The sequence below is a fragment of the Streptomyces sp. NBC_00690 genome, from assembly GCF_036226685.1.
Taxonomy (GTDB): Bacteria; Actinomycetota; Actinomycetes; order Streptomycetales; family Streptomycetaceae; genus Streptomyces.
This window is the reverse complement of sequence record NZ_CP109009.1, coordinates 8715729-8737177: the sequence shown is the minus strand read 5'-3', so window position 1 is coordinate 8737177 and position 21449 is coordinate 8715729. Positions and strand designations below refer to the sequence as shown.

Here is a 21449-nt window from a genome sequence, read left to right as displayed (position 1 = left end):
CGCTATGGGGTCGGCGCCCAGGAGTGAAACTGGTAAAACCGACCACGCGTCTTCGGTGCGGCACCAGGATCTGTTTTTGACGCGGGGGTCATCACGGACCGGGCCACGTGCCAGACACCGTCCGCGGCGATGTTCGTCAGCTCGTCCAAGGTGATCATCGGCTCGGCAGCCGCCTTGCCGGACTTGGGCGAAGTGGCGTTGTAGGCGGAGACCGAGATCGACATGTAGTCGGGCCACTGGGCGTCGGCCCGCAATTGGACCACGCCAGGCTCCCTGCCGGGCAGTTCCTGTGTGCCCACCTTGACCCCGTGCGGCAGATTCCTCACCTGCCCCTCCAGGACGGCAGCGGTACGGGTCGCCTCGATATACGTACGCTCGGGGCTGTTCCCTTCCTTCACGACGACGTGGCCTGAGGCGTCCCCGTCGCCCTGGGAGACCACCTGGAAGCGCTTGGGGAGCAGGTACTTGATCATGGCCACGAAGTCTCCCGATTTGCTCTCGGAGCCGTACAACGTGGTCCCGAATTTGTTGGGTGCGCCCTCACGGGTGAACGACGACTCCACGAACGCGGCCATGAGTCGCAGTTTCTGTGCACCGAGCCGTGGATTGCGGTTCTGGGGTGCCTCGCCCTTCCGGTCGCCCGGCGACGCCTTCACATTGTTGGTGGCGATCTCGATCAGATAGCCCTTCGTCGAGACCATGGTGACCACCCACTTCTTGACACCGCCCGCCCTGCCAGCATCCGTGTACCCCTTCACGACCCGGTCACCGGGTCTGGTCGTGCACTCCTCATACGGTGAGGAACCCTCCGGTGGGCAGGTGATCAGATCGGTGAGACTCGGGTCCGTGGCATCGACACGGCGCACTGTGAGCACGGTGGACGCACGGCCCCAGCCGTCGTCGTAGTTGACGGAAGCCCTGGCGGGGGTGAGCGCGGTGGAGCTGCCACGGCCGGAGAGCCTCCGGTCGTCGACCGCGAGCCCCATTCGTTGGATAGCGTTGTCGAGGATGTTCTCGATCTGTGGAGCACTGACCTTGAAGGGCTTCGCCGCCGTGTCCGTCCGCCGCTCCTTCGAGCCGACGTACAGCCCCCCACCGGTCGTCAGAGCCACAGCAAGTACACCGGCGGTCACAGCGACCCGCCGGCGAGCGACCCGCCGGTGTCCGCGGGTCAACCCTCCCTCCACCAGGGTTCCCGCGTTTCTCAGGCGGAACTCCTCGCCGGTGCGGCGGAACGCATCACTCATCTCGTCTTCGAAAGACATGGGGAAAACCACCACTTCTGGATCATGGAACGGCTGCGGGGGAGTTCACACGGAGGTGAAGTCGACGATGCTGCCGCCGAGTTGGTCACGCAGCCTCGCGAGTGCCCGCGTCGATCTGGTGCGTACAGCTGCGGAGCTGACGTTCATGGCGTGAGCGGTCTCCTCAACGCTGCGGTCATCCCAGTACCGGAGCACCAGCACGGCCCTGTCCTTCGGTGCGAGCATTCTGAGCGCGGCCAGCAGGGTGACACGCAGCGTGAGATCCTCACGCGGGGTCAGGGCGTTGTCGGGGACTTCATCAACCGGGCACTCGCCGGCGGACCTACGTCGTCTGTAGGTGAGGTACGTACGTACCAGCATCGTCTGCGCATAGGCAGCCGGATTGTCAGCCGCCGAGACCCGCGCCCACTTCGCGTACATCCTGCCCAGCGTTTCCTGCACGAGGTCTTCTGCGAGATGCGTATCGCCACCCGTGAGCAGGCACGCGGAGCGAAACATGTGGCCGACCCGACCCTCTGTGAATGCCAAAAACTCGTCCGCCCGGCACTGTCTCATCCTTCCCCGTTCATTCGCCGTAGTCGACCAGGGCTCTCGTCCCTGTTCTCTTCATCGACGCGGTGACCGAAGAAGAATGTTTCAGCCCGCCTGCAGAATTTTTCATCGATGCGACGGGCGCGGTGCGGGCCTGCGGGGATGCCGTACTCGACCATGGCCAAAGGCTGTGGTGGCAGCCATGGGGCGAAGCTGGCCGCGCCCCCGGGAACGGAGACGCCTTGGATGAAGCCTTTTCGTGCATGACCGTCTCGGACCGGCACGTGGCCGTCAGTGGCAGCGCTGTGGTTGTTGCAGGTGTTCGCGCTCGGGACGGCTCAGGCCAGGTGTCGAGCGAGGAAGCGATCAGCCGCGCGGAACAGGTCGATGTTGTTGTCCGGGTTGAGGAAGCCGTGGCCTTCGTTGTCCTTCACCATGTACTCAACGTCGACGCCTCGTGCGCGCAGGGCGTCAACAATTCGGTCGGACTCGGCCTTCACGACGCGGATGTCATTGGCGCCCTGGGCCACCATCAGCGGGGTGCGGATCTGGTCCACCCTGCTGATGGGTGAGCGCGCCAGCAGGTCCGCCGCCTGTTCCGGGTCGTCCGGGTCTCCGGCGTAGAGAGTCCAGTTGTTGGCTAGTTGTGGCTTAACAAAATCGGGCAAGGACCCCAAATAGGTCACCAGGTTCGACGGGCCGCACACATCGATCGCGGCGGCGAAGACGTCGGGGGTGAAGGACACGCCGACCAGCGCGGCGTAGCCACCGTAGGACGCGCCGAAGACGGCTACTCGGTCTCGGTCCGAATAGCCTTCGCCGACGGCCCAGTCAACGGCGTCAATGAGGTCGTCGTGCATCTTGCGGGCGAGTTCCCCGATGCCCGCCTTGAGGAACGCCTTGCCGTAGCCCATCGAGCCGCGGAAGTTGACCTGGAGTACCGCGTAACCCCGGTTGGCCAGCAGTTGCACGGCGGGGTGGAAACCCCAACTGTCGCGCATCCACGGACCGCCGTGAACCAGTAGGACGGTTGGCAGCCCGGTGGGCTCGACCCCGACGGGCAGGGTCAGATAGGCGGGCAGGCGCAGACCGTCGCGCGCCGGGATGGTAGCCGGGCTCATCGGGGCCAGGACCTCGGGGGCCAGATGCGGATAGGGCCGGTGGAGCAGCCGACTCCGGCCGGTGATGTGGTCGTAGTGGTAGGTCGCATGGGGGTCGCGGTCGTGGTTGAACGCGGCGACCCAGTGTCGCCCCCGCGCGTCGCAGGAGACGGCAGCCAGATCGCCGTCGGACAGTTTCTCCAGATTCTTCAGGACCGCGGCGAAGTGCGGGTCCAGAGGGTGGATCACCTGGCGCTCACCGAGGTAGCGCGCCCCGAGCAGCGCTCCGGTGTGCTCATTGCGGATGAGGGGCGACGGCAGCGTGGGGAAGACGGCGCATCGCGTGTCGAGGTCGAAGACCGGATGGCTGTCGACGCCGATCTCCTCACCGGTGGCAAGATCGAGCCGGACCAGTCGGGTCCGGTCGCTGTTGCGGTTGGAGCCCAGCCAGACGCCGGTGCCGTCCGGGGTGAGCGCGAACGGATGGACGAACAGTGGGTAGTCGGTGCCGTCGAACGTGGTGACTGTACGCAGCTTCCCTGCCTCGCGGTCCCACTGCGCCAGTTCGATGTCGTCGTCGTCTGTCGCGGTCAGGGCGTACAGGGCGCCATCGGGCGTGTACAGCCAACCGGCGACATGGCCGGGGTTCTGCGCGAGCATCGTCAGCTCACCGGTGCTGACGTCGAGTTCGTAGAGGTCGAACTCGACGGGGTTGCGGTGGTTCAGGTGGAGGAATGCCTTGCCCGGCCGGGTGACCATCGTCTCGAAACCGATGGCCGTGGCACCGGGAAAGGGCGTGAGATCGACTGCGTCCGCGTCCGGGTCGTCCAGGTCGACCCGGTAGATGTGCCACTGCTCGTTGCCGTCTCCGTCCTGCTCGTACAGAAGCCAGCGTGGATTCGCAGTCCAGTGGTAGGTGAGCACACTGCGGTTACCGTCCGCGGTCACGCACCGCGCTTGGGCATCGGGATCGAGGCTCTGCACCCAGACGTTGAGCCGGTCCCGCCACGGTGCGAGGTAGGCGATCCGGGTACCGTCCGGCGAGATCGAGGCGCCGATGCGGGCGGGCGAGCTGAACAGTTCCTCGACATCGAGCTGTGGGATGTCATGGGAGCGGGCAGGCATGGGGTACTCCTTACTGTAGTGATCGCCGACCGGCCGGCAGGGGCAATGCCGCCCTCAGTCAGTGGGGTCGCCGACGGCTCCGCCGGTGGCGGCGCGGATCGCATGGGCGTAGCGCCGAGCGGCAGCTGGGACATCCATGAACTCGCCAAGATCGTCGCCGGCGAGAATGGCCGCACCCAAGTGCTCGTCGAGCACTCGCAACACGGACGCCGCCGTGGCGGCATGCAATCGCACGTCCAGGTCCGTGGCCGGCCGTCTGAGCCGGGCGGCAATGATCATGCCCAGCTCGTGTTCCGTGTGGTCGCAGGCCATCAACCACGCCGTGCGGATCGCCGGCTCGGTGTCGGCCAGCCGAATCATCTTCATGGCGAGCATCTCGTCGGCCGGATCGACGGGCGGCACTTTGTGGCCGAGCCTGAGTTTCGTCAGCTCCTCGGTCAGGTGCTCTTCGAGGGAGCTCTCCTGCGGCCAGTCGCGCAGCACTCCCAGCAAGGTGACGACGCCCTGCATGACGATCGGCTCCGCGCAGCTCTCCTTGCTGCGAAAGTGTCGCCAGATGGTACGCGTGGACAGTCCCACGGCCTCTGCGATCTGATCACCGCTCGTCCCGGCCACGCCCTGTTCCCAGAACAGGCGAGCCGCCTCCCGGGAGATCTCAAGCCGCAACCGGGCACGCCGCTGCTCGCTCATGCCTCCGCCCTTGCTTCCTTCGGCCGTCATCACACCTCTCACCACGCTCCAGCGAACGTCACCAAGAGACATTGTGTCACTAAGTGACATCATCGCGCAATGGAGAAGGTTCTCCGCAGGCGCTGAGGGCGTCGACCGGGCGACACCGGCTGGAGCGTGGGCCGCCGCTCTCGTGCGCTACGCCCAGACCCAACGAACGAACGCGATAAAGCCGATCACCCAGATGGCGAAGAACCCCACGACCATCAGGACCATGCCCAAGCCGCCCAGCCAAGCGGCCGCCGAGTTCTCAGTGGCCTCCAGGGTGTCTTCGCGGTCCAGGGGGATCTCGGTCCACGCGACCGTTCGTCCGACCTGGGTCGAGCCGGCCTCTCGTAGAGCCGCCAACTGTCGGGCCGCGAATGCGGTGCTCGCAAGGGACTCGGGCGCACGCCAGGACAACGCCCGCATCCGCGCCAGCGGAGTGGAGTACCTCTTCTCAAATGCTGCGGTCTCCAGCGGGTCCCGATCCTCTTCGAGATACGACCAGCGCCCCGCCTCCGCCGGTTCGCCGTACAGGCGGTACACCTCGCCCAATCGCCGCCGAAGTGTCAAGTCCTGCGGGAATGAGCCCACCAGGCCGCGCAAACGCTGTCTCGCCATCGGGACCCGGCAGGCGGCAAGGTCCGCTTCCACACGAGCGAGCGTGTCCATGAGTGCCATGCATGCATGATCCTCCACACTCAGGTGTGTTCGGGGCCGGGCCTGGGCGGCCAACCGCAAGAAGTAGCAGGAATGGCAACGGAGTTGCCCAGAACGCCTCGCCGGAACCGACGAGGCGCCGCTGTTCCTATGTACGTGGCAAGCCGGCCCGCAGTCTTCCCTCAGACTCGAAACGCTGCTCAGTACCCTTCATGGGCAGCCTCAAGCTCCGCAATCAGATCCGCGTCGCGCATCCCCGGCAGGGAGTATCCCTCCACCTCGTCCCACGCAACGTCGAGATCATCCATGTGTACGCGCCACTCGGCACCCGGTATGGCCCGGCGCAGCTCCGTCACGGCATCGAGCACATGAGCGATCACAGGCATCAGACGCCCCGGATTGAACGGCATCTTGGTGGACCCGTTGATGATGCTCTCGGGCTCGTCCGCATCTTGGTCGTACAGGTACAGGCTTTCCTCGTCCTCGTAGGGAAAGGACGCCCTGTGCGCGGCAACGGCGCGTGCGACAGAGGCCGACTCGGTTTCGGTCAGAGGTGTCGCGCGGTGCGCGCTGTAGTAGAGAGAGACGCTCATGACAGAAGCGTAGGACGGGGGTGTGACAATGCGGCCACTGGCGGAGAGTCGAGCCCGCACGGCCCGCCTTGGCCTCCCTGCCCTGGCTGTCAGGGCGCCAAGGGGGTTGTGAGCAGTTCCAGGACGGGGTTGGCCAGGACACCGAGTGCGATGGAGGCGGCAGCCGCCCCGCACGCTACGCCGGTAGCCGTCCTGGGGCCGGTGAAGGCGGATCGGTGGGATCGTTGCGAGACCGTCGGGGCGATCCAGCGCAGATAGTAGAAGAGCGAGGCGACCGTGTTGACGGCGGCCAGGACCGTCAGCCAGGCGTACCCGCCGTCGAACGCGGCACTGAACACCTGGACCTTGCCGAGGAACACGGCGGTGGGTGGCGTACCGACCAGGCCGAGCAGACAGACGACGAGGGATGCGGTGAGGACCGGCCGTTCTCGGGCCAGACCCCGGTAGTCCTCGATGTTCCGTGCGTGGGGGACGGCGCAGACGACGGCGAACGCTCCGATGTTGGTGATGGTGTACCCGGCCAGGTAGAAGAGCAACGCCCGCTGGTCGAGGTCCGTGGCGCCGACGACCGCGATGGGCATCAGCAGATAGCCGACCTGGCTGATGGTCGAGTACGCGAGCAGGCGTGTGACGTCCTGTTGGAAGAAGGCCGCCAGGTTTCCCAGGGTCATCGAGGCGGCTGCGATCACCGCCACGAGGTCCGGCCACGGGATCGAGGTGTCGGCGAGGGGCACCGCGACGAGTCGGTAGAGAGCGGCGAGCGCACCGATCTTCGGGACGGTCGTCAAAAAGGCCGCCACAGGGGCGGTGCTGCCCTGCACCGCATCCGGAACCCAGAAGTGCGCCGGTACTCCCCCGATCTTGAAGAGGACGCCGGCCACCAGTGCGACCGTCCCGACCATCACCAGTCCGACGGATGCCGCCGGGAGTTCGGTCCGCAGCATCGGGTACATGGTCGCCCGTCCGGCAGCGAGCAGCACGGTGATTCCCCCGAGCATCACCACCCCGAGCAGTGCGCCCATGACGTAGTACTTGAGGGCCGCTTCGGTCCCCGCGGAGTCCTTGCGGAATCCGGCGAGCGTGTAGGCGGGAACACTGGCCAGTAGGTACGCGGCGGCAAGCAGCAGCAGGTCCTGGGCTCCGGCGAGCATCAGGGTGCCGAGGGTGGCGAGTTGGATGAGGACGTAGAACTCGCCTTCGCGGGGGTTCGCCTTGAGCGGGCCGATGGCCAGGCCGAGGACGAGGAGGGTCCCGGCGAGGATGATGATCCTGCTCGCGCCGGTGACGGGGTCGACGGTGAAGGACTCCCCGAACGCGGTGGTGACCGGACCGGCCGCGGCCACCGCGGCTGCCGCGATGCCCGCCGCGCAGGCCGCGACGGCGAGGGCTCCGACCATCCACTGTCGGTGTCGGGGCAGCCAGGCGCCGAGGAGCAGGCCGATGACGGCGGACGCGGCGAGCATCACCTCGGGGAGGATGTCGAGGGGGTTCTCGTTCATTTCGTTCATCGCGCGAGCAGCTCCAGCAGGGTGCGGGAGGTGGGTTCGACCACGTCGAGGACGAAACGGGGCAGGAGACCCAGGACGGTGCCCAGGGCGAGGAGGGGCACGATGGCGGCGCTCTCGTGCGGACGGAGGTCGGGGAACGCCTTCGCCGCACCGGGGGCCAGGGCGGGAAGTCGTGTCGGACCCAGGAAGACCTGTTGCATCGCGCGCAGCAGGAGTGCGGCGGTGATCAGGATGCCCAGCAGCGCCAGTCCGGTCGCCACGGGCTGGGGGCCGAGGCTCCCGGCGAGGATCTGGAACTCGGCGATGAAGCCCGAGAAGCCGGGTAGTCCCAGGGAGGCGAAGGCTGCCACCCCGGTCAGTGCCGCGAAGACGGGGGCGCGATCGGCGACTCCTGAGTACCGGGTCATCTCGTAGGTGCGCCCGCGTTCGTACAGGACTCCCGAGAGCAGGAAGAGCGCTCCCGTGAGCAGCCCGTGGCTGACCATCTGGAACACTGCGCCGGACATGGCGAGTTGGCGGGACTGCGCACTGGCGTCCACCGCCGCTGCCGCACCGATCGCCAGCAGGATGTAGCCCATGTGGTTGACCGAGGTGTAGGCGATCATCCGTTTGAAGTCGGTCTGGGCCATGGCGACCAGTGCCCCGTACAGCACGGAGACCACGCCGACGACGACGAAGACCAGGGCGTACTCCCGCCAGGCACCGGGAAGTACGGGCATCGCGATACGGAGGAAGCCGTAGGTGCCCATTTTCAGCAGGACGCCGGCGAGGACGACCGATCCGATGGTGGGCGCCTCGGTGTGAGCGGGGGGCAGCCAGGTGTGGAAGGGGATGGTGGGGGTCTTCACCGCCAGGCCCACACCGATGGCGAGCAGCACCAACGCGCCGTACAACGACCGTCCGCTGAGGGGGTTCTCCTCGGTGAGCTCGACGATGTCGAAGGTGTGCGGATCCGCGGCGAGGTAGAGGCCGATGAAGCCGAGCAGCAGGGCGAGGGAGCCGAGGAAGGTGTAGAGGAAGAACTTCAGGGCGGCCCTGTGTGCTGCGGTGTGCCCCCAGCCGGCGATGATGAAGTACATCGCCACGATGGAGAGGTCGAAGAAGAGGAAGAAGAGGATCAGGTCGAGGGCGGCGAAGAGCCCGAGGCAGGTCGTCTGGAGGAAGAGGAAGAGCGCGGCGAACTCCCGTACCCGCCGGGTCTCCCGCAGTGCGTAGACGGCGCATGCGAGGAACAGCACGCAGGTCATGGCCATCAGCGGGAGCGAGAGCCCGTCGATGCCGATGTGGTAGCTCACCCCAGCGCTGGGGATCCACTCGACGTGTGTTTCGTACTGCATCGCGCCGTCGGGTTGGTAGCCGGCCCACACGGTCATCGTGAGGGCGAGTTCGACGGCCGTCGTCGCCGTCCACAGGGCGAGGATGAGACGGCGCGGAGTGGTGCGCGGTAGGCACAGCAGCAGCGTGGCGACGGCGGTGGGCAGCAGGATCAGAGCCGTGAGCAATGCGGTTACCTCACGAAGACGAGTGCGATGGCGAGGGCGGTGAACGCGGCGACGGCCTGGGCGAGGTACTGGTGGAGTTGTCCGCCCTGTGGTCTGCGGGCCCATCGGCCCAGCGTGCGGGTGGCCGACGCGACGCCCTCGACTGCCGCGTCGACGTCCTTTTCGATCCGACGGTCGGTCCAGCGGGCGAGAGCGAGGACACCGTGTGCTGCACTGTCGACGGTCCGGTCCACCACTCGGTCGTCGAAGGCGGCCAGCGCCCGGGCGAGCCGATCCGTCGGGCGTACGAGGAGGCGCCGCACTCCCGGTTCCAGGTGAAGCCAGTCCTTCCACAGCGCTCCCATGGTGGGCGTGCCACGGATCCACACCACCGCCGATGCGATGAGTGCGAGGGCACCGGAGAGGACGAACTCCCAGGCGACCGGGACCGGTTCCGTGGTGGTCCCGAGGACCCGTGCGACCGCTTCCCGTACCGGAGGCACGGCCAGGACCGCGAGGCCGATACAGGCCAGGGCGAGCAGGACCAGTGGCAGCGCCTCGGAGCCCGTTGGGCGGCGGCCATCGGCCACGGGTGCCCGACGCCATACGAACCAGAGCGCCTTCACTGCGTACATCGCGGAGATCACCCCCGCCGCCAGTCCCACCGCGTACAACCAGCTGCTCTGTGCCAGTGCCCCGGCCAGCAGGAGGTCCTTGGCCGCCCAGAGGGAGAGCGGTGGGACCCCGGCGAGGGTCAGCGCGGATACGGTGAAGGCGAGACCGGCCGTACGGTGTCGGCGGGCCGCGCCGCGAAGGGCGGGCAGGGTCTTGGCGTCGAGGGTACTGAGCCAGACACCGGCCACGAGGAAGGCCAGGCTCTTGGCGGCAGCGTGGGCCATGAGTTGTGCGGCCCCACCGGTCACGGCACCCGTCCCGGCTGCCAACACCATGAAGCCGATCTGGGCACAACTGGAGGCTGCGAGGAGTTGTTTGAGGTCGTTCTGGGCGACGGCGACCAAACCGAGCAGTACCGCGGTGGCGGCGCCGGTCCACGCGACGACCGGGCCGCCCCAGCCCGATGCGGTGAGCAGCGGCTCCAGCCGCAGGAGGAGATATGCGCCGGCGACCACCATGGTCGCGGAGTGCAACAGGGCAGAGACCGGGCTCGGACCCTGCATGGCGCGTGAGAGCCAGAAGCTGAAGGGGAGCTGAGCGGATTTACCCAGTGCCGCAACGATCACTCCGGCGGTGATGGCCGAGAGCCAGGGGTCGGCGGTGTGAGGGAGTTCGCTGAGGGCGAGGGAGTTCGCCTGTCCGCTCGCAAGGGCGGCGCCGGCGGCCAGATAGAGGCCGAGATCGGCGGCGCGGGTGGTGAGGAAGGCGGTGTTGGCCGCGCGTCCGCGCGCCGGGTCCCGCCACCAGTAGCCGATGAGGGCCCAGGAGGTCGCTCCCATCACCTCCCAGGCCATCATGAGGACGGGCAGGGTGGCGGCCGTGACGGTGGTGAGCATCGAGCCGCTGAACAGGAGCATCAGACCGAAGAATCGGGCACGGGATTCTCCATGGCCGATGTCGCCGACGCTGAAGATCAGGACGACGGTGGTGACAGCAGCGACGGTCACCACCATCAGCCCGGACAGACCGTCCACGGCCAGGCGTACGGGTAGGTTCTCCAGCAGGGGAGCCTCGGCCGTCGGGTGCCGGAAGGCGACGGCGACGGCGAGGCCGAAGGTCGCTGTGGCGCAGGCAACGGCCACCACTGGGGCAGCGCAATCGGCGTACCGTCCAGCAGCGGTCAGCAGCGCACCGACCGCCAGGGGCAGGGCGATCAGGCCCCACAGCAGCGCGCTCACTGTCTGAGCTCCGTCGCCAGATCGGTCACATCGACCTCGCGCGCACGGAACAGTGCGGTCACCACCGCGAAGCCGACGGCCATTTCCACCGCCATCACCGTCACCGCCAGGACGACCAGCACCTGGCCCTCCGCCGTGTCGGGGGTGATGTAGTGCCAGATCGCCGCGGCGGCGACGATGATCCCGCCCAACATCAACTCCAGCCCCATCATCAGCATCACGATGGACTGTTGGGTCAGGGCCCCGAACAATCCGATGCTGAACAGGGCAGCGGCGAGCAGGAGCATCGGGTCAAGGTTCACCGGCCACCGCCTCCCCGGACCGGATCGTCGGCGGGGCGGCTGCGCAGATCGTCGCCGAACCGGTCGTAACGGCCGCGGCGGGTGGCCAGGACGACGGTCGAAACGATGGTGGCGAAGAGGGCCATGCCCAGGGTCACCATGGTGAGCATCTGCGGTCCCATGAGGGACATGCCGAGCGCCATCGTGGGGTCGGTGGGTGGTCTTCCCCTCCGAGCGGGCCATCGGACCAGGAGGATCCCGGTGGCGAGTGCGGCGAACACCAGGGCGCAGAGGACGGCCGCGCCCTTCGTGTTGTGCAGCATCGACATCGGCATCAAACCGGCCGGATTCATCATGTACATCACCATGAACACGGCCATGATGGCCATCTCGATGGTCATCATCAGCACGATGACGACACCGAGGTAGTCGAGCCCCAGCAGGAGGACCTCGCCACCGACGCAGAGCAGCGACAACAGCAATGCGTAGGTGGCACGGGCCATCGAGTCGAACCGGAACACCATGACCCCGGCGGCGACGGCGATGACCGCGAGGACCCAGAAGACGATGTCCTCCGACACCGGTGACACTTCCTCTCAGCGATTCAGTACGACGACGGCGACGACGAGGGCCTGCAACAGCGTCGCCGGTACCAGGACCAGCCAGGCGAACTCCGTGTAGCGCTCCATCCGTAGGGTGGGCAGAAGCCTGCGGCCGGCCACCAGGGCCGCCAGGACCAGGGCGGTCTTGACCAGGGTCCACGCCCAGGCGGGCAGGAGGGGACCGTGACCGCCGCCGAGGAACAGCGGCACGCTGACGCCCGCGGTCACCACCATGAGCAGCCATCGGCCGCCCAGGAAGACCAGTCGATCGACACCCGCGAGCTCCGCGGCGGCCCCACCGGCGGCATCGCGGCCCAGGGGATGGTCGAACGGCCCCCAGAAGGACATGGCCATCGCGCTGAGCAGATAGACGATGAATGCGACCGGCATCCACACCGCGAACCACAGCCCGTCCTGAGCCGCCACCACGTCCCCGACCCGGAGTGATTCGGCGCCCAGGGCCGCGGTGGTGATGGCAAACATATGGGGCAGTTCGTACGCCAGGCCCTGTGCCAGGAACCGGTAGCCGCCCATGAGCGACAGGGCCGAGTTGGGACCCCAGCCGGTCAACCACACCGCGGCCCAGGCCAATGCCTCCATGGCGTTGAACCACACGATGCCGACGGCGGGATCGCTGACCGAACGGAATCCCAGCGGCAGTACGGCCCCCGCCAGGACGGCTGCCACGGGCACCAGAACCACTCCGGTCCGGCCCAGCGCGGAGTCGGCCGCTACGGTCCGTCGCGGTTGTTGCACGAGCAGCCGCAACACCTCGCGCAGGGGTGCCGCCGCTCGTGTGCCCATCTCGCGCATCGATCCCGAGCGGCCCCGCGCGGCTGATGCGGACAGCACGGCATCGAATCCGGCCGTGACGGCGGCGGCGAACACCAGGGCGACCGGCAGGATCACCGTCGCCCACAGAGGTGCGGCATCAAACATGCGCACCGCCCATGACGGGTACGACGACGGGCTCGTCCAGATCAGGGTCCAAACTCGCCACGACGAGCCGCGCACAGGTGAACTCGACACCGGTCAACAACTCAGGAAGGACGTCGAGAAGGGCCTGCGACGGATGTCCGGTCCCCTCGACCGCGCCCCGAGGGCCCATCAACCGTTCGACCTGCATCAGTCGTACATCGTCGAAGTCCCGGGCGGCTCGGTCGGCCTCCCTCAACCACACCAGAAGCCGGTCGTGGACATCGCCGTCGGCCGCCAGCGCGGGACCGGTCACCCCCCACTGCCGTGCCCGCTCGGCGGACAGGCGCCCCAGCCCGGCGAGGCTCCAACGCAGGGTGCGCGAGCGTTGGATCCGGCCCGCCAGGGCTTGTAGCCGCTCGCTGATGTGCGCGGCTGGCGCGCCAGCCAGCACCTCGTCCCGTAGTCGCCTCAGCCGCGCTGCCGGGTCTGCCCAGCCTGCGAGCGCGAGCAGCCGGCCGAGGCTGTCCAGATGGGCCGCGCAACGTCGGCGCGCCCCGGCGCCAAGGGTGACCGGCTCACCACGAGAAGCCCGCAGCCATGGTTCGTTCCAGAAGGACGTGCTGTCCGGTGGTGCAGGGAGGCGATCCACGCGGACCTCCTGCACGATGTCGCCCTGCAACGCGCAGTGCAGGATCAGCCCGGTGGGCCAGTCGGTCAGCAAGGGTCCGATGGGCAGGCGCAGTTGATCCAGTCGGAGCCCGTCCCGGTCGTCCGCCCGATCGGCCATCGGTAGGCCGGCCACCGTTGACATCATGTGCGCGTGATGATGGCCACCGTGCGCGCTGAGTTCGGTGTGGCCCTCTTCCTCGGTTTCGGGCTGCCCCGGCGGATGGTGCCCCTCGTGCCCGTGCTCGTCCTCGTGCCCGTGCTCAGCGCGCGCGGATCTATCGACGGGAGGCGACTGGTCCGCTGCTTCGTCTTCGCCTCCGTGCTCGGACGGGGCGTCAAACTGGGCGGCTACGCCTGTTCGGAGCCGGGCGAGACCCGCGTCCAGTGCCTGTGCCGCGTGCCCCGGGCGCGATACGACGACGCGAACCGCGGGGTGCGGCATGGTCCGTTGCACGATGTCCAGTTGTGGGTCCGCATCCGCGAAGGAGCTTCCGCAGACGAGCAACACATTCGCGGTCGCCGGAGCGTCCGCGATGTCCCAACCCCGTCGACGCAGCTCTGACTCGGCTTCGAGGCGCAGTTCCGTCGCTCCGGGTAGTACCGCCAGCAGAACCACCGGGCGCTTCACCGCCGTGCGCCGCAGTCGGCTTCTCAGGTCCACCGGAACGCCCCCTCGCGCCCCGCGTACAGGACGCCGGCGAACAGGATCGCGAGGAACAGGAACATCTCGATGACCGCTGCGACACCGACTTCCGACACGACCTTCACCCACGGGTACATGAAGAGCATCTCCATGTCGAAGGCGAGGAAGATCATGGTGACGGGGTACCAGCGCACATGGAACCGTGAGAAGGCATGCTGTTCCGGTGCGAAGCCTCCGCTGAATGGTTGTGCGTCCAGGGTGGAGCGGGTAGGTGCGAGCCACATCGACAGCGCGTAGACCGCCACCAGCCCCGCCAAGGCCACCCCGAGGAGCAACAGAATCGGCGGCCATGCATTCAACACACCGGCGCCTCCGCTCTCTTCGACCGTCTCCGTCGCGCTCAGGCAAGCCGGCAGCAAGGGGCCGACGAGAGCATCGGGGGCTCATGTTGGCTCACCCGGAACGCAGGAGCGGGGAGGCGCGGCCGACTGTGCGCCCAAGTCGCGGTGAACCACCCGCTCGTCCCGCCAGGCGGGTTGCGTCAGGCAGATGAACTGACTGTTGGGACCGAGTCGTCACAGCTTCCGTGCGCAGGACTGGGGATGGCGAGGTGGAGGGCGCCCGGCGCGGCCGGTTCGACAAGGGTGCGACAACCCTCACCTGACCTCGGCCGGCAGGGCCGGAAGGCGTGGGGCGAGTTGCCCACCGGGGGGCTTAGGGCAGGAGCCCGGCCGTCACACCGCGCGCGGCCCGTACCCAGGTGTCCAGGTCATCGGGGGGCAGACCGAGTGCACTCTGCTGGGCGAGGCCGCGTAGCAGTGCGCTCAGGGTCGCGGCCAGCCGAGCCGCATCGTGGGCGCGTGCGCCGCCCTGTCCTACAGCCGTCAGGGTGCAGTGCCACTGGCGGTGTCCGCGGCGCTGATGGGGATCGGCATCGGCTGGGGCATGACCCTGCCCACGAGGAGGCAACCGACCCCCGCGGTGTAGGTCCCCCGTGGTGTCACTTCATACCGTCCTCGATGAGCGAGGCCCGAGCGTTCCCCGTGGGCATCACTCATCGATGGACGAAACCGCCACGGGAAGGACCTGACTACTGGGGCCCTGACTCCTGGGTCCTGCGCATGACGAACGAATGGACCGTCGGCGCACACAGTCCCACCGCGAAGGCGATGAGGCTGCCGACGAAGGCAGCCGGCCAGGCGTCGTTGACGACATCCAACATCGAGAGCACGACGAAGACATCAAGAAAACAGAAGACGAACAGCGCACCCGACCCGAGTCTCATCATCCCCCCACCGGTGTCCTCCTCAGCCCTGCCCCGTCCGGCATCGGCCGACACCAACTCGTCCACATCGATTCGGCATTCGGCACTCACCTACGGCGTGCGGTGTGTGCATGATCAGGGAGCATGCACAGGTGCGCGGGCTGCGATGATCTCCACCGACATCACGCCCTCTTCGCCCAGCGCGGACGTGACCCTGCACAGATGTTCCATCAGGGCCGTGGGCTCTTCCCCGATCTTCCCGGCCAGGTCGTCACGGTTGCGGGCGAGATTGACCAGTTGGGCGGCGTAGGTGGGCCGGACATGGGGTTTGATGTCGTGCACGGACACGCCGGTGAAGCCCTCGGTCTCCAGGAGCGCGGACCAGGCGTCGCTGGTGATGAAGGAGACGGGGATCAAGCGGTTGACCTCGTCCCAACGTCCGGGGTCCGCGCCTCGCGCGGTCAGTACGTCCTCCAGGACGATCCGCCCGCCCGGCACCAGGACCCGACGGATTTCCCTCAGTGCTTGGGTCTTGTCCTCAAAATGACACGCGGACTCCATCAGCAGCACAACATCGAAACTGGCGTCCGGGTAGGGAAGACTGACCACATCGGCGACCCGGAAGCGCACCTGGTCGGTCAGCCCGGCCTCGGTCGCCGCTGCGGTGGCGGTGGAGATCTGGAAGGCGCTGACCGACACTCCGTCAGCACGGGCCCCGGTCATGGCTGCCAGCCGTAGCGCCGCTCTGCCCCGCCCGCATCCCACGTCCAGGAGTCGTTGACCGGCGTCCAGCCCCGTGGCCACTGCCACCACATCGATCAGTCGGTCCTGCGCCTGTTCCAGGGAGATCGACGCATCACCTGGATCGTCCCAGTATCCATGATGCGTCGACTTTCCCAGTGCAGCCTCCCAGGCCAGTTCAGTGGCGTCGTAGAAGGCCCCCACTTCCTGTGCGATCCCGCTGACTCCGGCCCTGTCGTCCACGCCGTTGGTCGACATGCGTCCACCACCCTTCGACTTCGCCTTCTCGGCAGGCCATCGTCGAGCCTCTCGCCCATCAGCGCCAAGAGCGCACACGAGCAGCACGGAAGCAGCGCCGGAGCCCGTACGCCCCCGTGCTGCCGGTGGCGTACGAGGGATCGGTGCCATGGTCCGCGTGGTGACGACACGGCCTTCTCCATCGTGGAGTTCCCCGACGATGGTTTCCGCAGAGCAGCGAGCGATCGGCCGCTGCTCTTGGACGACCGGCGTGGATCAGCAAGCCGACCGAGCGACTCATGGACCACACACCCGGGCGCCACTCTGAATGGCGCCCGGGTGCTAGTGGCAGAAGGAACCGTCGGAGCAGGCCCGCGCTTCTCGCTATCCGAACTGGCCGACCTGGTAGTCGCCGGCCGGCTGTTGAACGATGACGTTCACCCGGTTGAAGGCGTTGATCAGGGCGATGAGGGACACGAGGGCCGCGAGTTGGTCCTCGTCATAGTGCTTGGCGGCGTTCTCCCATGCCTCATCCGTGACGCCTCCGGCTGCGTCGGCGATACGCGTGCCCTGCTCCGTCAACTCCAGTGCAGCACGTTCGGCATCGGTGAAGACCTTCGCCTCCCGCCAGGCCGCGATCAGATGGAGGCGGGTCGAGGTCTCGCCGGCGTGCACGGCCTCCTTGGTGTGCATGTCGGTGCAGAAGCCACAGCCGTTGATCTGGCTGGCGCGGATCTTCACCAACTCCTGCGTGGCGGCGGGCAGTGTCGAGTCCGACACCACCTTTCCCGCAGAGATGATGTGCCTGAGGGCCTTGGCTGCAACCGGGTTGCCGAGGAGGTTCAAGCGGGCGTCCATGGTGCACTCCTTGCCGTTGTGGGTGGTTACACCTCTCTGACGGAACAGCTCGGCAGGATGTGACAGCGGCGAATGTGACGTGCGTCTCCCCCGGTGTTGGCAGACCGATCCAGGTTCCGACCCGAGGTGGGACGGATCGTCGCGTAGGGCGCCCCCTTCGGGGCGGTGGTCCTGACGAGGGAACAGCCGGTCTGAGATGATCACCAGGACCGAATGGATGAACGCGGGGACGTGGGAGAACATGATCGTTCTGGCTCTGCTGGGCATCTTGGCGCTCGTCGTCACCGGGTGCGTCTGTGTGGTGTGGGCCGAGCGGGGCGGGCCCCGCTGGGTCCGTGTCGTGGCGAGCGTGACGCTCGCCGTGGGCGACGTGGTGCGCGGTTCTGGGAAGAACCGGAGTCGGGGCCTGAACCGGGACTCCAGCAATAACGGCTAGGCCGTTGCGTTTGAATCACCGGGCAGTCCCACGGGTAACTGACCGCCCGGGCCCTGCCGCGCAGCGCTGACACGCGAGATCGGGGCGGGTGGTCCCGTCCCCAACGCACGCGCCCCTACATCAAGAAACTCTCGTACCTCGGGCCCGCTTCAATCTCTGGTGTGAGCCGACATGTGGTGGGCTCACAGCCGGGTCACCGGGCGCCGGCCGCACCTCACTCCGGATTCCGGGGCTCCGGATATCAGGACAGCAGGGCGAGGAGCCCGATCTCCGGTGCCAGGACTCCGGGCTGGCCGAGGGTACGGAAGTCCGATTCGACCGCTGCCAGGTCGAGGACGCCGGCGCGTACGGCGCGGTATCGGACGATCGACCACAGGAAGACATCGAGGTTGTCGAACTGCGTGTTGGCCTCGATGACCTCCTCCTCGTGGAACCACACCGCGACCCGGCCGCTGGTGAGCACGACGTAGTAGTTGCCTCCTCCGTCGGCACCGATGGACCACACATCGTCGTCGGACAGCTCCGTCTCATGGTCGGAGTCGAGGATCTGACAGCCGTTGGCCTCGAAGTCGAAGGCGTAGGACCAGTCGTATATGTCGAGGCACTGCGGCAAGGACCCCGAGCGGACCCTACGGTCGAAGCCAGCCAACGCAGTTGCGGCGTCGGGAGGAAGCCTGCCGAGGAATGGTTCGACCGGGCGGGTCGACACAGGGATGTCGACCCGCGGCGCAGTGGGAAACCAGCGCGCGAGGTCGCTGCTTAGATCTCGATCCACATACCCGGTCAATTGATCAACAGTGAGTGGCATGCGGTGAGGCTAGCCGAGGGGAACGACACGGATTTCCCGGTTCACCGGCTGCGCGGGGCGTCCGGGGAAACCTGCACCGCCGCCTATTCCGGTTCCCGAGCAGGGAAGGGGTGAACTAGCAGTTCGGTCACCCCACCACACGATCGTCGACCTGCGCACCTTCAGTGCGGTTGTCGCTTGCCGCTGGGTGAGGCCATGCGCCGTGCGCGGCCATTTTCCCGCCCGGGTGGGGCGGCAGCAGAAACTGTACGGCGATCACCGGCGACGGGCGTGGAACGGGACGGCCGAGGAAGGTCAGACTGACGCCGCTAATCGAACAGGCGTATCATTTCAGCCATGGCCGAATACGACTTCCCCCACGATCTTCGTGATGCGCAGCTGCGGCTCCACCAGACCCGGGCCGCCTACGCGACCCTGTGCCGCGAACTGCCGTGGTCGGTCGAGCCCGCACCGGGGTGGGAAGGCGACAAGCAACTCCACAGCGACCGGAGGCCGGGCCTACCGGACAGCCCCGGCTACACCGAGCAACAGAAAGAGGAGGAGAAGCGGCTGCGCGGTCTGCTCCTTGAGCTGTCTGCCGCCGTGTCGACGCACCCCTACTGGCAGACACTGCACGGGCCCGAGTTGGTCAGTGCCCGGATGGTGCTCAAACAGAACGCCATGCGACCTGCCGCGGACAAGGACTGAGGCCCGGATCGACGCCCTTGGGGTCAGCGGTCGAACGCCTTCATCCGCGAGGACGGCCCGGACCATGAGTCGCCCTCCCCGCACCGGTCGATCCGGCGTACACCTCAGTCGACCGGGCGCGGCTGCCCCGGGCGCACCAGCCGTGCGAGAAGACCAATCACACTGGCGTTGACGAGTCCGGACAGGGCGAAACCGGCGGAGAAGATCAAGGGGGTCAGCCAGGCGAGCGGGGAGTCCCACTCGGGTGACGGAACCAGGAGTGCGAGGAACCCGAGCGGCACCGTCGCCATGAGCGGCCAGATACCGGCGAATCCCGCGTCCTGCGCGATGTACGCGGCGTACAGGAAGAACCCCAGGGCTGCCGCGACCAGCGCGAGGTATCCGCGAGCGGGCCAGTTGTCCGTAGCGAGCGCAAGGAGATTCCGCAGACGCGGGAGGCGTCGCGGACGGGAGTCGTTCGGCATCGCGGGGCCCTTCCGGTTGGTGTGTGGGTGGTGTTCCCCCACCGTGGACCCCCTGGGGCGCTCGGACATGAGTACGGACGCTCATCTCGAAGTAGGTGGTTTCAGACCATGTGGCTGCCGTGCGATCTGGTGACCAGGGGGATTGCGCTCACCCATGGCCGACCGAGCCGGTGTCGGCGGGGTGCAGGCCAAGGTTCATCACGGACGGCAGGCAGCCAGTCGAGCTCGAAAAGGGGCAATGGCGACACACCAAACCCTCCTGGACAACGGGCGGGTCTGCAGCCATGGCCGCTCGGCGCGATCGCCGGTCGGCGATCGCGCCGTGGCTGTGATCGTCAGCGCGGAGGGTCGCGCTTTAGGGCCGGGCGGGTGCGGGTGCCTTCCCATCGGACTGACTCCAGGAGCCAGGGAGGGTGTGGTAGCGACGGCCCGTGTAGATCAGCGGGCTGTGCGGACGGGTTTCGGCCGGCAGCCGGATGCCGGTGACCGAGGCGATGATCAGTGTGTGGTCCGCGACGTCGATACGTTCGGTCGTATGGCACGTCAGCGCGGCGAGACTGTCTTCCAACTCCGGTCCCCCGCCGTGGGCGGACGTGCGGTGGTCGAGGCCGGCGAACTGGGATTCGCCCATGTCACGGCATCCGGTGAAACGATCGGCCAGGGAGCGCTGTTCACCGGCGAGGACGTTCACCGTGAAGCCGTCGGTGTGCTCGACGAGGATCCGTTGGGTGCGACTCCCCCGCTTCAGCGAGATCAGCAAGGTGGGCGGATCGAGCGATACGGAGAGGAGGGAGTTCACGGTGATTCCATGTGGCCCGTCGGGGCCGTCGGTGGTGACGACGGCGACTCCGGTCGCCCAGAGGCGCATGGCGCTCTGGAAGTGGTTGGCGGAAGTTCCGGATGGCTGGTTCCGCGGCGGTGACGGGGTCACCATGAGGGCGCCAGCGGTGCGGGCCCGGCGAGCGCGGGAAAGTGCGGCACGACCTCTTCGCCTAGCTGCGCCACCACCTCGGCGGCCGGCCGTCTGCCGTGCTGGACGCCGAGGGCACCGTGGTTGACCCCGGCCTCCTTCCAGCGGCCGAGGAGTTCGAGGAGTCCTGCTGTACCCGTGCGCAGGACGAAGCCGCCGCGCAGCGGAGTCGGGGGGTGACCGGGGTCCTCCACGAGATCGATCCACTCATTGGTGGCGACGGGACGGAACTCACCTTCGGGCAGCAGGTTCCGCCAGGTGGCGATCTTGTGCCCCAGTGCGCGGGGGCCCTCCTCGGTGGCAGTCGTCATCGGGTAGACGAGCCAGCCGTCCGCGTTCTTCGCTATCCAGTCGGGGGACTGCTGGGAGGAGCCGGTGACCAACAGGGGGATCCGTCCGTGCACGGGTTTCGGCAGTAGGTCCGCTCCATGGGCCCGCTCCTTGGGGCCGTCGGGGCCGAGCAGATCCCGGAAGGCATCGACTGTCTCCCGATACCGCGCCCCGCGCGTGCCGTGATCGATGCCGTACGCCGGGAACTCGGTCGGGCGGTCCCCGGAGGCCACGCCGAGCACGAGTCGCCCACCACTGAGGTGATCGAGCGACGCCGCCTGCTTGGCCAGATCGATCGGATGGCGAAGGGGGAAGACGACGCTGCCGGTCGCGAGGGCGATCCGGGAGGTGTGCGCCGCAAGCCAGGTCAGGGCCGTCCATGGGTCGTACACCTGCCCGACATCGCCGAAGGCGGGGTCGGCCAGGGGTACGTCACGCACCCAGGCCGCCGCAAAACCCGCGCGGTCGGCCTGTTGCACGACTGCGGTGTGACCACGCATGGCCGTCATGTCCCCCGCGTACGGGCGAACGGGCAGGAACAGGCCCAGAGTCAGCTCTCCGGGGGCGAACATGCGCCCGTATCCGGGGTGCTCCGTCCATGAGTGTGCCGGTGTGGTGGTGGTCATCGGTCGCTATCCATCCTTCTGGTTGGAACGTTCAGTCCAGACTATAAGCACATTGGATCGAACGTTCCAACCAGGTAGGGTGAGCGAT

The 21449-nt window shown here is 67.5% G+C and carries 24 protein-coding genes; 2 read left to right on the top strand and 22 right to left on the bottom strand.

The window, feature by feature from the left end; genetic code table 11:
• Window positions 1–2: 2 nt before the first annotated feature.
• From OID54_RS37080 to OID54_RS36995, 18 genes are all read right to left on the bottom strand, one after another.
• On the bottom strand, window positions 3–1265 hold the full coding sequence (locus tag OID54_RS37080) for a hypothetical protein (protein ID WP_329027015.1): 1263 nt from the start codon (window positions 1263–1265) through the stop codon (window positions 3–5).
• Between the two features lie 45 nt (window positions 1266–1310).
• Window positions 1311–1820 carry a SigE family RNA polymerase sigma factor gene (locus OID54_RS37075; RefSeq protein ID WP_329027013.1) on the bottom strand — a complete coding sequence of 170 codons (510 nt, stop codon included), beginning with the start codon at window positions 1818–1820 and terminating at the stop codon, window positions 1311–1313.
• Window positions 1821–2134: 314 nt separating this feature from the next.
• Window positions 2135–4021, bottom strand: a complete 1887-nt coding sequence (locus OID54_RS37070; protein WP_329027012.1) for a S9 family peptidase — start codon at window positions 4019–4021, stop codon at window positions 2135–2137.
• Window positions 4022–4075: 54 nt separating this feature from the next.
• Window positions 4076–4741, bottom strand: a complete 666-nt coding sequence (locus tag OID54_RS37065; RefSeq protein WP_329027010.1) for a TetR/AcrR family transcriptional regulator — start codon at window positions 4739–4741, stop codon at window positions 4076–4078.
• A gap of 147 nt (window positions 4742–4888) precedes the next feature.
• On the bottom strand, window positions 4889–5413 hold the full coding sequence (locus OID54_RS37060) for a DUF6584 family protein (protein ID WP_329027008.1): 525 nt from the start codon (window positions 5411–5413) through the stop codon (window positions 4889–4891).
• A 179-nt stretch (window positions 5414–5592) separates the two neighbouring features.
• Entirely contained in the window at window positions 5593–5985 is a 393-nt protein-coding gene (locus tag OID54_RS37055; RefSeq protein WP_329027006.1) for a hypothetical protein, read from the bottom strand.
• A gap of 89 nt (window positions 5986–6074) precedes the next feature.
• Entirely contained in the window at window positions 6075–7493 is a 1419-nt protein-coding gene (locus OID54_RS37050; protein WP_329027004.1) for an NADH-quinone oxidoreductase subunit N, read from the bottom strand.
• On the bottom strand, window positions 7490–8995 hold the full coding sequence (locus tag OID54_RS37045) for a complex I subunit 4 family protein (RefSeq protein ID WP_329027001.1): 1506 nt from the start codon (window positions 8993–8995) through the stop codon (window positions 7490–7492). The genes OID54_RS37050 and OID54_RS37045 overlap by 4 nt, the downstream gene beginning before the upstream one ends.
• Window positions 8996–9000: 5 nt before the next feature.
• Window positions 9001–10827 (bottom strand): NADH-quinone oxidoreductase subunit 5 family protein, encoded by a 1827-nt coding sequence (locus OID54_RS37040; RefSeq protein ID WP_329026999.1) that lies wholly within the window; start codon window positions 10825–10827, stop codon window positions 9001–9003.
• Entirely contained in the window at window positions 10824–11129 is a 306-nt protein-coding gene (gene nuoK, locus OID54_RS37035; protein WP_329026996.1) for an NADH-quinone oxidoreductase subunit NuoK, read from the bottom strand. Before nuoK ends, OID54_RS37040 begins: the two co-directional genes overlap by 4 nt.
• Window positions 11126–11689 carry an NADH-quinone oxidoreductase subunit J gene (locus OID54_RS37030; protein WP_329026993.1) on the bottom strand — a complete coding sequence of 188 codons (564 nt, stop codon included), beginning with the start codon at window positions 11687–11689 and terminating at the stop codon, window positions 11126–11128. Before OID54_RS37030 ends, nuoK begins: the two co-directional genes overlap by 4 nt.
• Window positions 11690–11704: 15 nt before the next feature.
• Window positions 11705–12649 (bottom strand): NADH-quinone oxidoreductase subunit H, encoded by a 945-nt coding sequence (locus tag OID54_RS37025; RefSeq protein WP_329026991.1) that lies wholly within the window; start codon window positions 12647–12649, stop codon window positions 11705–11707.
• Complete coding sequence (locus tag OID54_RS37020) at window positions 12642–13958, bottom strand: hypothetical protein (protein ID WP_329026989.1); 1317 nt, start codon at window positions 13956–13958, stop codon at window positions 12642–12644. The genes OID54_RS37025 and OID54_RS37020 overlap by 8 nt, the downstream gene beginning before the upstream one ends.
• On the bottom strand, window positions 13949–14248 hold the full coding sequence (locus tag OID54_RS37015; protein WP_383533378.1) for an NADH-quinone oxidoreductase subunit A: 300 nt from the start codon (window positions 14246–14248) through the stop codon (window positions 13949–13951). Before OID54_RS37015 ends, OID54_RS37020 begins: the two co-directional genes overlap by 10 nt.
• Before the next feature lie 406 nt (window positions 14249–14654).
• Window positions 14655–14909, bottom strand: coding sequence for a TetR family transcriptional regulator C-terminal domain-containing protein (locus OID54_RS37010; protein ID WP_329026987.1), 255 nt, complete (start codon window positions 14907–14909; stop codon window positions 14655–14657).
• Between the two features lie 121 nt (window positions 14910–15030).
• A complete protein-coding gene (locus OID54_RS37005) occupies window positions 15031–15315 on the bottom strand; it encodes a hypothetical protein (RefSeq protein ID WP_329026985.1) in 285 nt (94 codons plus the stop codon).
• Window positions 15316–15339: 24 nt separating this feature from the next.
• Window positions 15340–16203 (bottom strand): methyltransferase domain-containing protein, encoded by an 864-nt coding sequence (locus tag OID54_RS37000; RefSeq protein ID WP_329026983.1) that lies wholly within the window; start codon window positions 16201–16203, stop codon window positions 15340–15342.
• A 363-nt stretch (window positions 16204–16566) separates the two neighbouring features.
• Entirely contained in the window at window positions 16567–17040 is a 474-nt protein-coding gene (locus tag OID54_RS36995; RefSeq protein ID WP_329026981.1) for a carboxymuconolactone decarboxylase family protein, read from the bottom strand.
• A 217-nt stretch (window positions 17041–17257) separates the two neighbouring features.
• Between OID54_RS36995 and OID54_RS36990 the strand changes: the two genes are divergently transcribed.
• Window positions 17258–17476 carry a hypothetical protein gene (locus OID54_RS36990; RefSeq protein ID WP_443055741.1) on the top strand — a complete coding sequence of 73 codons (219 nt, stop codon included), beginning with the start codon at window positions 17258–17260 and terminating at the stop codon, window positions 17474–17476.
• 241 nt (window positions 17477–17717) lie between these two features.
• Here OID54_RS36990 and OID54_RS36985 read toward each other — a convergent pair whose 3' ends face one another.
• Complete coding sequence (locus OID54_RS36985; RefSeq protein WP_329026980.1) at window positions 17718–18284, bottom strand: hypothetical protein; 567 nt, start codon at window positions 18282–18284, stop codon at window positions 17718–17720.
• A 336-nt stretch (window positions 18285–18620) separates the two neighbouring features.
• On the opposite strand from OID54_RS36985, the gene OID54_RS36980 reads away from it, so the two are divergent.
• Entirely contained in the window at window positions 18621–18971 is a 351-nt protein-coding gene (locus tag OID54_RS36980; RefSeq protein ID WP_329026978.1) for a hypothetical protein, read from the top strand.
• Between the two features lie 104 nt (window positions 18972–19075).
• Here the strand turns inward: OID54_RS36980 and OID54_RS36975 are convergent, their stop codons facing one another.
• From OID54_RS36975 to OID54_RS36965, 3 genes are all read right to left on the bottom strand, one after another.
• Complete coding sequence (locus OID54_RS36975; RefSeq protein ID WP_329026976.1) at window positions 19076–19435, bottom strand: SCO4225 family membrane protein; 360 nt, start codon at window positions 19433–19435, stop codon at window positions 19076–19078.
• 355 nt (window positions 19436–19790) lie between these two features.
• Window positions 19791–20303: a flavin reductase family protein gene (locus tag OID54_RS36970; protein ID WP_329026974.1), complete on the bottom strand. Its 513-nt coding sequence runs from the start codon at window positions 20301–20303 to the stop codon at window positions 19791–19793.
• Between the two features lie 59 nt (window positions 20304–20362).
• Complete coding sequence (locus OID54_RS36965) at window positions 20363–21361, bottom strand: LLM class oxidoreductase (protein ID WP_329026971.1); 999 nt, start codon at window positions 21359–21361, stop codon at window positions 20363–20365.
• Window positions 21362–21449 lie beyond the last annotated feature (88 nt).

Bases quoted from the DNA above. Each gene is read 5' to 3' on its own strand.
- OID54_RS37070 (WP_329027012.1), bottom strand. From the start codon at position 4,021: ATGCCTGCCCGCTCCCATGACATCCCACAGCTCGATGTCGAGGAACTG.
- OID54_RS37055 (WP_329027006.1), bottom strand. From the start codon at position 5,985: ATGAGCGTCTCTCTCTACTACAGCGCGCACCGCGCGACACCTCTGACC.
- OID54_RS37065 (WP_329027010.1), bottom strand. From the start codon at position 4,741: ATGACGGCCGAAGGAAGCAAGGGCGGAGGCATGAGCGAGCAGCGGCGT.
- OID54_RS37080 (WP_329027015.1), bottom strand. From the start codon at position 1,265: ATGTCTTTCGAAGACGAGATGAGTGATGCGTTCCGCCGCACCGGCGAG.
- OID54_RS36980 (WP_329026978.1), top strand. From the start codon at position 18,621: ATGGCCGAATACGACTTCCCCCACGATCTTCGTGATGCGCAGCTGCGG.
- OID54_RS36970 (WP_329026974.1), bottom strand. From the start codon at position 20,303: ATGCGCCTCTGGGCGACCGGAGTCGCCGTCGTCACCACCGACGGCCCC.
- OID54_RS36975 (WP_329026976.1), bottom strand. From the start codon at position 19,435: ATGCCGAACGACTCCCGTCCGCGACGCCTCCCGCGTCTGCGGAATCTC.
- OID54_RS37000 (WP_329026983.1), bottom strand. From the start codon at position 16,203: ATGTCGACCAACGGCGTGGACGACAGGGCCGGAGTCAGCGGGATCGCA.
- OID54_RS37075 (WP_329027013.1), bottom strand. From the start codon at position 1,820: ATGAGACAGTGCCGGGCGGACGAGTTTTTGGCATTCACAGAGGGTCGG.
- OID54_RS37050 (WP_329027004.1), bottom strand. From the start codon at position 7,493: ATGAACGAAATGAACGAGAACCCCCTCGACATCCTCCCCGAGGTGATG.
- OID54_RS37025 (WP_329026991.1), bottom strand. From the start codon at position 12,649: ATGTTTGATGCCGCACCTCTGTGGGCGACGGTGATCCTGCCGGTCGCC.
- OID54_RS36990 (WP_443055741.1), top strand. From the start codon at position 17,258: ATGAACGCGGGGACGTGGGAGAACATGATCGTTCTGGCTCTGCTGGGC.
- OID54_RS37060 (WP_329027008.1), bottom strand. From the start codon at position 5,413: ATGGCACTCATGGACACGCTCGCTCGTGTGGAAGCGGACCTTGCCGCC.
- OID54_RS36995 (WP_329026981.1), bottom strand. From the start codon at position 17,040: ATGGACGCCCGCTTGAACCTCCTCGGCAACCCGGTTGCAGCCAAGGCC.
- OID54_RS36965 (WP_329026971.1), bottom strand. From the start codon at position 21,361: ATGACCACCACCACACCGGCACACTCATGGACGGAGCACCCCGGATAC.
- OID54_RS36985 (WP_329026980.1), bottom strand. From the start codon at position 18,284: ATGCCACTCACTGTTGATCAATTGACCGGGTATGTGGATCGAGATCTA.